Genomic DNA, 12,774 nt, shown 5'->3' with positions numbered 1-12,774 from the left:
CCTTCTTTAAATGCCTTTTTGATTAAGAAAAAACTCCTGAAAAATGATTTCAGGAGTTCTTCGGCTTTTATTTCAAGTTGTTGTAATGATTGATAACTTCTTTGGTTATTTCGCTATTTTCGTCCAGTCCGCTAACTTCCTTAAGTGCGGTAGCTACACCGTGTTCTTTGATCATCGTTTGCAGTTTAAGGGCTTCTTCATCTTCGTTAAAATCAAAGAGTAATGCGGCGGCTATCGCTTTCGCCAGATTAGTATAGGAAAGTCCGGCTTTCTTGGCTTCTACGGCAGGGCGCACGAGACGGTCGTTTGGCCCGAGCTTGCGCAGCGGTGAACGTCCGACTCTATTCACCGAGTCATTAAGGTAGGAGTTTTTAAACCGATTAATGATTTTTTCGATATACTGCTGATGCTCATCTGCTTCCAAACCATATTGCTTTATTAAATAAGCGCCCGTTTCCCCCAAGGTTTTCTTGACTTGCTCTACAATGCCTGCGTCCTCCAATGACTGGTCAATCGTCGATTTATTATCTTTGAGATAACCGAGGTAAGCAATGACGGCATGTCCTGTATTAACGGTAAACAGTTTTCTCTCAATGAATGGAGCGAGCTCTTTTACAATGGTCATCCCTTCAACGGCAGGAATGCTTTCAGTCGTTTCAACCACCCATTCATAATAAGGTTCCACCAAAACATCGAGTGATCCTTCATTATTTTGGATAGGAACGATGCGATCGACTGCTGAGTTAAAGAAGTAGACTTTATCGGCTAGTTTTTCCTTTGTATCTTGATCCAAGTTTTCTAGAATGTAGCCTTCTAAAAGGTCTGTTGCCGATATTTGGTTTTCACAAGCGATCACATATAGTTTTTCATCGGTTTCCTTCACCCTTAAAGCTAATCCTTTTGCAATTAAAGGAGCGATATGAGGCAAAATATTTGGGCCGATAGCAGTGGTGAGATAGGTTGCTTCAGAAATTGCTTGAATGATTTCCTCTTCCTGCTTTAAGCTGTTTAAACCCGAAACATTTTCTACTGTGACGGATTCTTGTTGATCGGTAGCCAGTTTGACTTGATATTGCTTTTTATCATTTAACTGATCGATGATTTTATCAGCTATGTCTACAAATGTCACATGATATCCAGATTGTGAAAAGAGCGCTCCGATAAATCCTCTTCCAATGTTTCCTGCACCGAAATGTACTGCTTGTTTCATTACAATCATCCCTTTATCAAGTTAGTATATAAATAGTCTAAAAATATGGCTTCCAGCCTTCCGTTAATCATTTCTTCGTCCGAAGATGAAAAAATCATGATGGATTCATTGCTTTCAATTAAGCTTGAACTTATTAAGCTGACGATTTCCTGCTGCTTTACACTCAATTCTTCAGGTGCCAGCATCAGCAGTAAATTTTTCATATGGACGTCATTTCCATCCATACCTTTGACCAGACGATATTCCTCCAGGTGGGCCACCTGGAATATCAGTTCTTTCACATTCTTATGCCTCGTATGGAAAAGGCCCATTCCAGTGCCAGGAATGCCTAAACCGCCTTTTTTTTCCCGTTCCTTCAAGGATCTGACCACATCATCCGCACCAATTAGCAGATCTTCCGTTTCAGCCATCCTGACCATTTCTTCAATGATCTCCGGATGTCCTTTCAGATGCGGCAGCCGATAAAACCGGAAATTATCCATGATTGACTCGATGCTTTGCTGGGCGTCTTTCAATTCCTGCAGCACTTCTTTCAATTCGCCATCCTCTTTTTTGGTCAAGGTATCCTTATGGGCTGAATGACTGCCATAACGCTTATTCTTCGTGAAGTTTTCGATATTCTTCCTTAAATAATTCCTGATGTTCAATATATTCTCTTCACTCAAAAGAGGGGATACAAGGATATAATCACTATCGATATACGGAAGCCGGACGGTAGAAATGATCACATCATAGTTTGACAGGCTCTCCTGCTGCTGGATGTCTTTGATCGTCTTGATTTCTACAGTCTCGATTTCGATGATTTCTTTTTTGATCCGGCTTGCAAGCATCTTCGACGTCCCGATACCGGTAGGGCAAACGATAAGTGCCCTTATTGATATTTCTTCCTCCCGCAGCACTAATGCAGATCCGAAATGAAGGACGATGAACGCTATTTCATCTTCAGGAAATTCCTTTATTTCTTTGAATCCCTTTTCCAGACTTGTCTTCACTGCCAAAAAGAGAACCGGATACTTTCGTTTAATATCTTCGGTTAAGGGGTTGTACAATCCCATTTCCTGTTTGATACGGAAAAGCGATGGTTCCATATGGGCAAGGAGCCCTTGATACAATGGGAAGTCCTTGGTCAAATCGATTTGCAGTTGTGCCGAAACATCTTTTATCAGGTTTCTTATCAGCTGGCCTAGCAACACACTGTCATATGGAACGGCATCCGCCGCATGAAGCTTGGAACCTTTCAGTATGGCTGCCAGGTAGCTGATATCATCGATGGTAAAAGAGACTTCCAGCATGGTGCTGAGTTCCTTGCCTATTTTATTCATGAGATTATTCTCATCGGAAAGTTCGCTTATTTTCTTGAAGTCCTTCTCCAAAAAAAATTGGCTTTCATTCCTTTGCAGGGTTACATAAATATGTACAATTAACCCTATATACCCGCTATCCGCCAAACGGGAATGGACACTGTTAAAAGTTGAGTTCAGCACCCCATCGATAGCCAGAAGATATTCGGGATCGAAATAGTCGAGGATTTTCGCTTCTGGGAATTTTCCTTCTTGCAGCAAAAATAAACTTTCAATCAGCTCTTCATTAAAAAAGTGCAAGAAATAGGCTGCCTGGGCTTTCCGTTTATTTTCTTCAGTGCCGGCAAGCTCTATTCCGACACCCCTTTTTCTGGTAATCACGATATTAAAATTCTTTAACCATTCAGTCAGTTCGTCCAAATAGGTTGTAAGAGTCGTAATGCTTATACCGAGATCCCCCGCAAGAACTTGAGTTTTATACGATTCTTCCTGCAGTAAAGCTAAAAGGAGATGCAGCTTTCTTTCTTGTGGCGTTTGATCGATAGGATGATTGCCCATCAGATGCTGTACAAGCCGAAAGACTTGTTCGTTCTTCCCGTCGATGGACAGTCCCTCATGTGTATTGCGTGTTAAATGCAGCTCAAATGAGTGCAGGATTTTTTCTATCGACTTCAGATCGCGTTGAACCGTCCGGACACTAACATTCAAATGTGTCGCAATGGATAAGGCTGTATGTTTTCCTGAAGTTTTTATGATCAGTTCTATGATTGATTTTTCCCTTGAAGTAATATACATGCTACCAACTCATTTCAGGTGGAGTAACACGAGAAAATACTGAATAGAAAAGCGTAAAACGCTTTTCTATTCTTGGTTACGAGTATTTAATTATTTCCGACATTTATTATATCCATCAATTCCCTGGCTGATGTGGCTTTAACCATCTTTTCGATATTCTCCATCTCAGAGCAGGTAACTGCAATGCCAGATAGAATTTCAAGATGTGTCCCGTCCTTGCCGGCAATGCCGAATATCAATCGTGCCTTTTGGCCGTCAAAGTCGACACCATCAGGAATTTGTAGGACGGTAAATCCAGATTTAAGGACATCTTTCTTAGCTTCCTCGGTTCCGTGCGGAATGGCTACATCATTACCCATATAGGTTGAAGTCAATTCATCACGGGCAATCATTGCTTCAATATAACTTTCCTTAACGTAACCTGCATTGACCAAAGCTCTTCCCGCAAAGCGGATCGCTTCTTCCTTATTGGCGAATTGTTGATTAAGGAAGACGTTTTCTTCGCGAAGCAATTCATTATCATCCTGCTCATCCTCGTTGATGCCAGGCTCGATTGAATGTTCACGAACACCGGGAACCTTCTCTTCAGCATCTTCGACGATTTCATGCAGCTCATCGGTACCGTCATCCTGAAGCCGTGCAAGCAATGAATCGTATTCAGGGCTCGATAGGAAATTATCGACGGATACATGATAAGCATTCGGCACTTTATTCTGTGCCCTTGGAGTTAACTCTTCCTGTGTTATGACGATTTGTGCATCAGCAGGAATGTTTGAGATCGCCGTATTAGTAACAGTGATATTCAATCCGGCTTCCTTCACCTTCTTGCGAAGCAGTGAAGCCCCCATCGCACTTGATCCCATCCCGGCATCGCAGGCAAATATTATTTTGCTGACGTTTGTTGGCATCGTTCCCGGATCTGAAGCGAATACATCGGCAACAGAGCTTTTCTTGCCTTTCATTTCTTGCATTTTTTTTGCGGCATCTTCAATATTCTCTTCAGATTGCTTTCCTGTTTTCAAGATGAATGCACCGACGATGAATGAAACAAGGGCCGCTACGATCACGCCTGCAAAGTTAGCAATATATGCGCCCGCATTATGCGGAGTTACTGCTGTAATGGCAAGTATGCTGCCTGGAGAAGCTGGAGCGAACAATCCTCCGCCTAGTAGGACCAATGTGAAAACTCCACTCATGCCCCCAAGAATGACAGCTAAGAATAACATCGGCTTCATTAGGATATAAGGGAAATAAATTTCATGGATCCCGCCGAAGAAATGAATGATGGCAGCTCCTGGCGCCGATCTCTTCGCCGTTCCCTTTCCAAAAAAGCAATAAGCAAGCAATACGCCGATACCCGGTCCAGGATTCGATTCCAGAAGGAACAGGATGGAAGCCCCTGTTTGTTTAACTTGCTCTACACCGATTGGTGATAGTACACCATGATTGATGGCATTGTTCAAGAACAATACCTTGGCAGGCTCGATCAGGATACTTGTCAACGGCAGTAAACCTGTACCGACAAGCCAATCGACTCCTGCTACAAGCCAGCCTGTAAAAACGTCTACAGCAGGCCCGATGGCCAAGAACGATAGAATGGACAATAAGCCGCCAATTATCCCCGCTGAGAAATTATTAACAAGCATTTCAAAACCGGCTTTTATTTTCCCTTCAATCAATTGATCGAATTTCTTGATGACATAACCGCCGAACGGTCCCATTATCATGGCTCCAAGGAACATCGGGATATCAGATCCAACGATGACGCCCATTGTCGCAATGGCACCGACTACGCCGCCACGGTGGTCATGGATTAGCTTACCGCCCGTATACCCAATTAAAAGCGGCAGTAAAAACGTAACCATCGGTGTAACCATTTTGGCAAGGCTTTCATTTGGCAGGAAACCAGATGGGATGAATAGGGCAGTGATTAGCCCCCATGCTATGAAAGCTGATATATTCGGCATGACCATTGAACTTAGAAAGTTACCGAACTTTTGAACTGCAACTTTTATATTAAATTGAGCCATTTTGCTCTCTTCCCTTCATATTAATATAGTTTCCTTTAATCTTAAGGTACGTACCTTCCGCATTCAATAAATCAAAAAGCTAACTTTGTCGCGAAAGAGAAGACAAACATAATGTATCTCACTTTTCCAGATTTATTCAGCGCTTGATACAGACAGAAAAGAGTCCCGTTCGCATCTTGACGAACGGGACTCTTTAGAGCCTTATAGTGGGATGATTCCCAATAGGACAGATACCACTATCATGACAAGCGTCGAACCGCATGCCCATTTCAGGAAAGTGCGCTGCAATGCACCGAAATCTTCCCCTACCATTCCAACCAATAGATAAGTAGATGGAACAAGCGGGCTTAATAGATGGACGGGCAACCCTAATAGTGAAGCTCTACCGATCAGGGCAGGGTCAATTCCATAAGCAGCTCCCGCTTTTGCAAGTAATGGGAGCACACCATAATAAAATGCGTCATTAGACATGAAGAACGTAAAAGGTGCTGAGATGATGGCTGTGATGACAGCAAAATGTGCACCCATTTGATCTGGAATATGCTGGATCAAAGAGTTTGCCATGGCATCGACCATTTCCGTACCGGCAAGGATTCCTGTGAAGACACCTGCTGCAAAAATCATCGAAATGACAGATAAAGCATTGTCCGCATAGTTTGCCACACGCTCTTTTTGATCACTGAGTTTCGGATAATTAACCGTAATGGCAATCGCAAAACCTATCATGAATAGAACCGCTGAAGGCATAAGTTCCATGATCAGCGCAACCAGCAGTGTAAGAGTCAATGCGTAATTGAATATTATCAATTTAGGACGCTTAAGATAAGCATCTTCCGTTGCAGCCGCCTGCTGTGCCATAACATGATAATCGACTTCTATGATCCCGATTCTTTTTCTTTCTTTTTTACCCAGGCAATATGCCATGAAAAGGACGAATAGGACTCCGCCGATCATCGCTGGAATGACAGGGGTGAAAACATCGGACATTTCAAGTTTTAAAGCGGTCATCACCCGTGCTGTAGGGCCTCCCCAAGGAAGAAGGTTCATGACTCCAGATGACGAAACGGCAATGCCTGCCAATACAAGCGGTCTCATTCCAATCCGTTTATATAGCGGAAGCATGGCTGAAATCGTTATCATATATGTGGTTGTACCATCTCCATCCAAGGAAATCAGCAAAGCCAGGACGGCCGTACCGATGGCAATTTTCACTGGATCTCCTTTTACGACTTTAAGGATCGTATTGATGATCGGGTCAAAAACCCCAGCATCGATCAAAATGCCAAAGAAAAGGATCGCAAATAAAATCATGATTCCCGTTGGCGCAACGTCTTTGATCCCTTCCAGCGCCATCTCACCCATTTTACCGCCAAACCCGCCAATAAGTGCAAAGGCACTTGGAACTGCAATCAATGCTATCATGGCTGAAAGTCGCCCTGTCATAATTAATATCATAAACGCTACTATCATCAAGTATCCTAATAAAGCGAGCATATCTATCACTCCTTATCTTCTAATAAGATAAATTGTATATGAAATCGCTTTATTTGTAAGCGTTCTCAATTTATTGTGTTTTAAAACTATTTTGTTAATTTTGTTCATTGTGTTCACGGAAGGTGTTCACGGAAGCGTTTTTTCGAGGCTGAACCAGCGCCACTCCCCGGGTAGAATGGCGGGTTCTTTAGGAGATGATTATGATTATTAAGAAAACTTCGACTATATCCTTATTGCTGGCAAAAGAATTGCTACACTAACTCGCATTGCTTTTTTTGAAATCTTTCAATCCATGCATGCATAAAAAAACACCTCCAATCTTGAAGGTGTTTCACACTTAATTCTATTGAATCTTATAATATCTTCGCTCAGGTCTTCCCACTACCCCATATACGACTTCCGCTTTACATTTCTTTACGGATATCAAGTATTCCAGATAGCGTCTCGCGGTTGTCCTGGAAGCGCCGATTTGGCCGCTCACTTGCTCAGCCGATAAACCGATATCGCTTGCTTTGAGCACCTCGATCACTTTCGCCAAAGTGATTTCGTCGACCCCTTTCGGTAAGGCCGGCCCATCGTTCGTTTCCGAAACCGCAGATCCCTTTTTCAAAATGAGATCAACAAAATCCTGATCTATCTCTTGTTTGGATTTCATCAGATGGACTTTCTTCAAATACTCTTCGATAACTTGGTTGAAGCGCTTCATTTCCACTGGTTTAATTAAATAATTCTCAACACCATAGTGAAGCGCCTTTTCAAGTTGGTCTTTATCCGTTGCCGCGGTAATCATGATGATATCCACATTCGGGAATTTTTTCCGTATGTCCGGAAGGAGGTCTGTACCAAGCTGATCTGGCATATAAACATCAAGCAAAAGCAGATCCGGGCTTTTTTGTTCCAAGATCCGAAGCGTTTTTTTGGCATTGACAGCTTTTCCGACCACTTCTATTTCATCAAAGTTTTTCAAGAATTTTTCATGGATATCCGCTACACGAAAATCATCTTCTGCGATGACTGCTCTTATCTTCAGCATTCTTTCCCTCCTCACTGTTCTTTAGGAAGATACACGGTGAATATGGTGTTTCGATCCTCGCTGTGAACTTCGATGATGCCGCCCAGCTCTTTGACGACATGATCAGCATTTGAAAGTCCATAACCACTCGGACTTCCGCTGTTTTTCGAAGTGAAACCCCGATCGAAAATATGGGCGATGGCATCCTCAGGTATTCCTTTTCCGTTATCACTCACTTCAAATACCATATCATTTCCGATATCTGTGGCGAAAAATTTCACGAGCGGCTCTTCCATGCCTGAAACCGCTTCAAGTGCATTATCGATAATGTTGCCTAGAATCAATGTTAGCTGTGACAATTTTATATGATCCGGGAGTTTCTCTAGGTAGCTTTGTGCGTCTATTTCAAAGATGATCTTCTTCTCCGATGCTTTCCCTATCTTACCAAGTAAAAGGGCTTGTACCTTTGTATCCTTTATCTGTTCGAACACGACACGGTTCAGGGAATGCAATTCGGATGTTTCGCTTTGAATCATTTCTATTGCTTCATCGTATTCCCCTAATTGTATCAATCCTGAAAGGACGTATAGTTTATTGGTGAATTCATGGGTTTGTGCCCTTAAATCCTCTGAATGCATCTTCACTTCCGATAATGTGTTGAGCATTTCCTCAATTTCCGTTCGATCTCGGAACGAAGCGACAACACCGCTTACACCTTCACTATCGAAGATTGGCGTACAATTGACAATGATGGATTTGTCTTTCCATGAAATCTCCTTATCCATTCGCGGTTCACCGGACTTCAGCACTTCGAATAAATATTTCGAAGGAAATAGGCCATCCACGTTCAAATGGCGAACGGACTCTTTAATATCCAGCAATTTTTTCGCCGGCTGATTCATCGAGGTAATCAACCCATTTTGGTCAATGGCCAGAATCCCTTCTTTCACCGATTGAAGCACTGCATTTTTTTCCTTATATAAATTGGCGATCTCAAATGGTTCCAGTCCCAGTGTATCTTTACGTATGCTTCTTGCCAGCATATAACTGCCAATGATCGATATCAGGATGGCCACTAAAGATACAACCATCTCTCTGGACAAATCCTTGAAAATTTGGGCGCGGACATCGTCGACTAAAAAACCGACGGAGACGATACCAATTATTTTTCCATCCTCATTGAATACCGGTGACTTCCCCCGAATGGAAAGCCCGAGTGATCCTGCCGCTTCGGAGACATAATATTCGCCTTCCCGAATGGCCCTGCTATTATCTCCGCCTTCCATCCGCTTCCCGATTTCGGAAGCCAGCGGATGGGAATAGCGAATTCCCTCTCTATTCCCTATAACGATGAACTCAGCCCCTGTTTCCCTGCGGATCTTTTCGGCAATCGGCTGGATTGTGGCAGCGGGATCATCCGTTTCAAAGGCCTCTGTAATTGTAGGCATGAAGCTAATCGTCTTTGAAAGTTCCAACGCCAATTGACCTTTATCCTTCGCTATTTGCCTTCCTTCCATATAGGAAAAAGAAGTCGTCAATAAAAGAATCAAAAACAGGCTCAACGATAAGACTAACCCGAGAATCTTGGTTTCCAGCGATACTTTCCTCATATTCAACAGCATCCTCTATTTTCATTTTCATTCACTAAATTTTATAGGAGCATAATGATTTTACCATTTCTATTAAATATTGAACATTGTTGGCCGTTTATTTCGCCACATTAACAAAAAAGGGAGTGCGAAATGAATTTCTGGATTCCTTTTCAAATGATTTATATGATCATCATCACCCTTTTGCTTATTTATGATTTCTTTCCAGTCTTTTTTCTGATATCGTTTCAGGGTTTATTTCGCAGTGTCCTTTTTAAGAAAGATCTTCACACCGATCATGGTGTGAGGATCAAGTCGCAATTGTTTTACACCATGTATCTCCTTTCCCTAGTCGGAGTGTTGACCGCTTTAGGGGGACGATCCACGGTAGGCTACCTTTAATAATGTTTTTCTTTGGATAGTGCTGCTTTTTTCTTGCTACCATATCTTTTCGTATTGAAAGAAAGCAAGGCAATCGGAAACATAAAATGCTCAAAGGAGACATTTCCTTTGAGCATTTTTTCAAAAACAGCTAAATGAATTGATTTGTCTTGAATCGATACCAAAAATTGTCCAGAACCTGCCATTCCACCTGAAGCCTGCAACAGAACGCGGACCGACGAAAATGGGATAATACCAGAAACGCGCACCATTGTTTAGCCATATAAAAGTATTCCTGAACAGACAAAACGAAATGGCACCTGGATCTACGGCAAATGTTGAAGCCGATTGCTGGTGGGGGATAAACGCTGGCGGGGGAGCTGTTGGTGCTTGCGAACCCGGCGGCGGCCCTGGCTGACCTGGAAATTGAGGTAATCCAGGTATGCCCGGAAAGCTGGATAGACCGGGAAACTGCCGTTCAAGAAAAGCTTGATCTTCATAATGATACGTTGGGTACATATACATGGTCATTCACCTCTATAAGATAAATGTAATAAGGTATGTTCCATGGACTTAAGGTGTGTTTGGGCTGGAAATGCATTTATCTCCGGAGATAGGAATATATCGACGAAACTTACTATTATATCTCCGAAAATAGAAATATATCGACGAAGTCTATAGTTTTATCTCCGAAAATTAATTCAAGTCAATATAGCATTCTCCATAAATAGAAGGTTGCATAGGATTCCCAATCGGCCCACGCTTCCGATAGTTTCAGGATTTCCGCTTTCGTTGGTTTTGCTTCCGTTTGCATGACCAGTTTCATGGAATTATGCAGACCGACGTCATCGATTGGAAAGGCTGATGGAAAATGTAAACAGCGCATCAAGACATAGTTCGCTGTCCACGGACCGATTCCCCGTATTTTGGTCAGCATTTTTTCAGCCTCTTTTACATCCTTTGCATTCAACAGCTTTTCTTTTGTAAGTTCCCCTTCTGCAATCAGTTGAGCTACACCTATTAAATATTCACACTTCTTCACCGTCATCCTCAAATCGGCAAAATCTTCGACCGTTAATTTCGCGATCACATCAGGCTTCGGAAACAGCCAATATTGCTTTCCTTCGAATTCAACAAAATCGCCAAATCCCTCAACAAGCCTCCGTTTCAAGGTATAGGCATAAGTCAAGTTAATCTGCTGTCCAAGTATTCCCCAGGCAATCGCTTCAAATAAATCAGGGATGCCCATATTTCTCAAACCGAAGAATTGGCTTACCGGCTTTTGCAATAAAGGATCATATTGCGCCAGCTCATAAAAAGGAAGCAGATTTGTCTCAAGATCGAACCAGTGACGAACGTATTGCGAAACAGCATCCTTTACCTGATTATCCATCGGTGCTGTTCTTCCTGGAAACCGAACGGTCAGCTCCGTTTCATTCATCGCACTGATTTCTACTAAAAGTGTCTCGTTTTCGACAACAAGTGCACGATAAATCTTTTGATCCACAATATCGAACAGACATTCATTGGAGGATCTTGATAAGTATTTAAGATTTTCCGAAAAACTAAACTCTTTTGGTGCACGAATTTTCAATTCAGTCATGCCTTCATCATTTGATAATGTCTCTTTCATTCCGCTTCCTCCTTTAGCTTTATACTAAAGAAAAATGGGTACGTTATCTTGCTCTTTTCTTTTTCATTCAACTCCCTTCAACTCCTTATTTTAACCAGCCAAATAGTCATCTTCCCTAACTTTATTAAATAATTACGTTATCTTGCTTTTATATTATCAAAATGTTTGTATATCAACCCTTTCTTGTATACTAAAAGGTGAGGTGAATGTGGTGAATCCGAAAAAAGCAGATTTCCCGAATGAATATTGGAAAGCTATTATAGATTGTGATGCCGCATATGATGATCATTTTTTATACGGAGTAATTACGACGGGCGTCTTTTGCAGGCCTTCCTGTAAATCCAGGGTACCTAATAAGGAAAACGTGAAAATTTTCAAAAATGCCATGATGGCTTTGGAAGAAGATTTCCGGCCTTGTAAACGATGTAAACCTGAAGGACTTAATTTGCCGACAGAAGAATGGGTTGAACAAATAGCCGAATGGATCGACATCCATTACAGGGAACCCATCACATTGAACAAATTGGCTGATATTTCCCACGGCAGTCCCTATCATTTACAACGATCATTCAAGCGTGTGAAGGGGATATCGCCCACTGAATACATTCAAAGGCTTCGCCTTGAAAAGGCAACGTGGCTGCTGGAAAACTCTGAACAGCCGATTACTGAAATAGGCTTGGCTGTCGGGTTCTCTAGTACACCCTATTTCATGACGCTATTCAAAAGAATCATGGGGAATACCCCTTCAGGATATCGGAAAGCTTATCTCGAAACTCGAGATTTGGAGCGTGAAGAAAATGAAGAATGAAAAAGAACAAACCATTGACTGGGCCATCTTGAATTATGATAAGTGGCAATTATATGTGGCCAAGACGGAAAAAGGACTTTGCTATGTTGGCTCTCCCGGTCAAACGTATGAAGAACTGAAGTCTTGGCTACAAAAACGCTTTCCAATGGCGAGCCTTGTTGAAAATGAAAAAACATTAACACCATATCTAAAAGAATTACAAGAATATTTCGAAGGAACCCGGCAGACTTTCTCTCTTCCGGCAGATGTAAAAGGCACGCCCTTTCAACAAGAAATTTGGTCAGCGCTGAATCAAATACCTTACGGAAAAACCTGTTCCTATTCCGATATTGCACAAATCGTCCAGAGACCTGCAGCTGTTCGGGCAGTCGGTACGGCCATTGGTGCCAATCCTGTTCTGATCACGGTGCCATGTCATCGGGTTATCGGAAAAAACGGAGCCATTACCGGTTACCGGGGAGGTACGGAGATGAAACGATATCTGCTTCAATTGGAAGCGGAAATGAAAGCATGAGTTAATT

12 protein-coding genes are annotated in these 12,774 nt (G+C 42.3%); 3 read left to right on the top strand and 9 right to left on the bottom strand.

Going from position 1 to position 12,774, the window contains the following annotated elements:
* Positions 1-67: 67 nt before the first annotated feature.
* The 6 genes from J7E52_RS07885 to J7E52_RS07860 all read right to left on the bottom strand — a co-directional run bounded on the left by J7E52_RS07885 (position 68) and on the right by J7E52_RS07860 (position 9,452).
* Complete coding sequence (locus J7E52_RS07885) at positions 68-1,210, bottom strand: mannitol-1-phosphate 5-dehydrogenase (RefSeq protein WP_214744716.1); 1,143 nt, start codon at positions 1,208-1,210, stop codon at positions 68-70.
* A gap of 5 nt (positions 1,211-1,215) precedes the next feature.
* Positions 1,216-3,306 (bottom strand): BglG family transcription antiterminator, encoded by a 2,091-nt coding sequence (locus tag J7E52_RS07880; RefSeq protein ID WP_214744713.1) that lies wholly within the window; start codon positions 3,304-3,306, stop codon positions 1,216-1,218.
* 86 nt (positions 3,307-3,392) lie between these two features.
* Positions 3,393-5,336 carry a PTS mannitol transporter subunit IICBA gene (locus J7E52_RS07875; RefSeq protein ID WP_214744711.1) on the bottom strand — a complete coding sequence of 648 codons (1,944 nt, stop codon included), beginning with the start codon at positions 5,334-5,336 and terminating at the stop codon, positions 3,393-3,395.
* 201 nt (positions 5,337-5,537) lie between these two features.
* Positions 5,538-6,830, bottom strand: coding sequence for a CitMHS family transporter (locus J7E52_RS07870; protein ID WP_214744709.1), 1,293 nt, complete (start codon positions 6,828-6,830; stop codon positions 5,538-5,540).
* Between the two features lie 343 nt (positions 6,831-7,173).
* On the bottom strand, positions 7,174-7,863 hold the full coding sequence (locus J7E52_RS07865) for a response regulator (RefSeq protein ID WP_214744706.1): 690 nt from the start codon (positions 7,861-7,863) through the stop codon (positions 7,174-7,176).
* 11 nt (positions 7,864-7,874) lie between these two features.
* Positions 7,875-9,452, bottom strand: coding sequence for an ATP-binding protein (locus tag J7E52_RS07860; RefSeq protein WP_214744704.1), 1,578 nt, complete (start codon positions 9,450-9,452; stop codon positions 7,875-7,877).
* Between the two features lie 132 nt (positions 9,453-9,584).
* Between J7E52_RS07860 and J7E52_RS07855 the strand changes: the two genes are divergently transcribed.
* Positions 9,585-9,833 (top strand): hypothetical protein, encoded by a 249-nt coding sequence (locus J7E52_RS07855; protein ID WP_214744702.1) that lies wholly within the window; start codon positions 9,585-9,587, stop codon positions 9,831-9,833.
* Here the strand turns inward: J7E52_RS07855 and J7E52_RS07850 are convergent.
* The 3 genes from J7E52_RS07850 to J7E52_RS07840 all read right to left on the bottom strand — a co-directional run bounded on the left by J7E52_RS07850 (position 9,830) and on the right by J7E52_RS07840 (position 11,445).
* Positions 9,830-10,018 (bottom strand): hypothetical protein, encoded by a 189-nt coding sequence (locus J7E52_RS07850; protein WP_214744778.1) that lies wholly within the window; start codon positions 10,016-10,018, stop codon positions 9,830-9,832. The two genes, J7E52_RS07855 and J7E52_RS07850, sit on opposite strands and share 4 nt — an antisense overlap.
* The gene (locus J7E52_RS07845; RefSeq protein WP_286197556.1) at positions 9,954-10,337 is read right to left on the bottom strand and encodes a collagen-like protein; all 384 of its coding nucleotides are present in this window, start codon (positions 10,335-10,337) and stop codon (positions 9,954-9,956) included. The genes J7E52_RS07850 and J7E52_RS07845 overlap by 65 nt, the downstream gene beginning before the upstream one ends.
* A 181-nt stretch (positions 10,338-10,518) precedes the next feature.
* On the bottom strand, positions 10,519-11,445 hold the full coding sequence (locus J7E52_RS07840; protein WP_396020256.1) for a DNA-3-methyladenine glycosylase family protein: 927 nt from the start codon (positions 11,443-11,445) through the stop codon (positions 10,519-10,521).
* Positions 11,446-11,656: 211 nt separating this feature from the next.
* Here J7E52_RS07840 and J7E52_RS07835 point away from each other — a divergent pair, with 211 nt between their 5' ends.
* Together J7E52_RS07835 and J7E52_RS07830 are read left to right on the top strand one after the other, a co-directional pair.
* On the top strand, positions 11,657-12,253 hold the full coding sequence (locus J7E52_RS07835; RefSeq protein ID WP_214744765.1) for a bifunctional transcriptional activator/DNA repair enzyme AdaA: 597 nt from the start codon (positions 11,657-11,659) through the stop codon (positions 12,251-12,253).
* Positions 12,243-12,767, top strand: a complete 525-nt coding sequence (locus J7E52_RS07830) for a methylated-DNA--[protein]-cysteine S-methyltransferase (RefSeq protein ID WP_214744698.1) — start codon at positions 12,243-12,245, stop codon at positions 12,765-12,767. Before J7E52_RS07835 ends, J7E52_RS07830 begins: the two co-directional genes overlap by 11 nt.
* The last annotated feature ends 7 nt before the right edge of the window (positions 12,768-12,774 follow it).

Source organism: Bacillus sp. ISL-34 (genome assembly GCF_018613325.1).
GTDB lineage: Bacteria > Bacillota > Bacilli > Bacillales > DSM-1321 > Peribacillus.
Note: the sequence above shows the minus strand (reverse complement) of the source record. Positions and strands in the feature narration are given on the sequence as shown.

What these genes read in the sequence shown, in the direction of transcription:
- J7E52_RS07855 (WP_214744702.1), top strand. Translation starts at nt 9,585, where the DNA reads ATGAATTTCTGGATTCCTTTTCAAATGATTTATATGATCATCATCACC.
- J7E52_RS07850 (WP_214744778.1), bottom strand. Translation starts at nt 10,018, where the DNA reads ATGGCAGGTTCTGGACAATTTTTGGTATCGATTCAAGACAAATCAATT.
- J7E52_RS07840 (WP_396020256.1), bottom strand. Translation starts at nt 11,445, where the DNA reads ATGAAAGAGACATTATCAAATGATGAAGGCATGACTGAATTGAAAATT.
- J7E52_RS07845 (WP_286197556.1), bottom strand. Translation starts at nt 10,337, where the DNA reads ATGTATATGTACCCAACGTATCATTATGAAGATCAAGCTTTTCTTGAA.
- J7E52_RS07860 (WP_214744704.1), bottom strand. Translation starts at nt 9,452, where the DNA reads ATGAGGAAAGTATCGCTGGAAACCAAGATTCTCGGGTTAGTCTTATCG.
- J7E52_RS07885 (WP_214744716.1), bottom strand. Translation starts at nt 1,210, where the DNA reads ATGAAACAAGCAGTACATTTCGGTGCAGGAAACATTGGAAGAGGATTT.
- J7E52_RS07870 (WP_214744709.1), bottom strand. Translation starts at nt 6,830, where the DNA reads ATGCTCGCTTTATTAGGATACTTGATGATAGTAGCGTTTATGATATTA.
- J7E52_RS07880 (WP_214744713.1), bottom strand. Translation starts at nt 3,306, where the DNA reads ATGTATATTACTTCAAGGGAAAAATCAATCATAGAACTGATCATAAAA.
- J7E52_RS07830 (WP_214744698.1), top strand. Translation starts at nt 12,243, where the DNA reads ATGAAGAATGAAAAAGAACAAACCATTGACTGGGCCATCTTGAATTAT.
- J7E52_RS07875 (WP_214744711.1), bottom strand. Translation starts at nt 5,336, where the DNA reads ATGGCTCAATTTAATATAAAAGTTGCAGTTCAAAAGTTCGGTAACTTT.
- J7E52_RS07865 (WP_214744706.1), bottom strand. Translation starts at nt 7,863, where the DNA reads ATGCTGAAGATAAGAGCAGTCATCGCAGAAGATGATTTTCGTGTAGCG.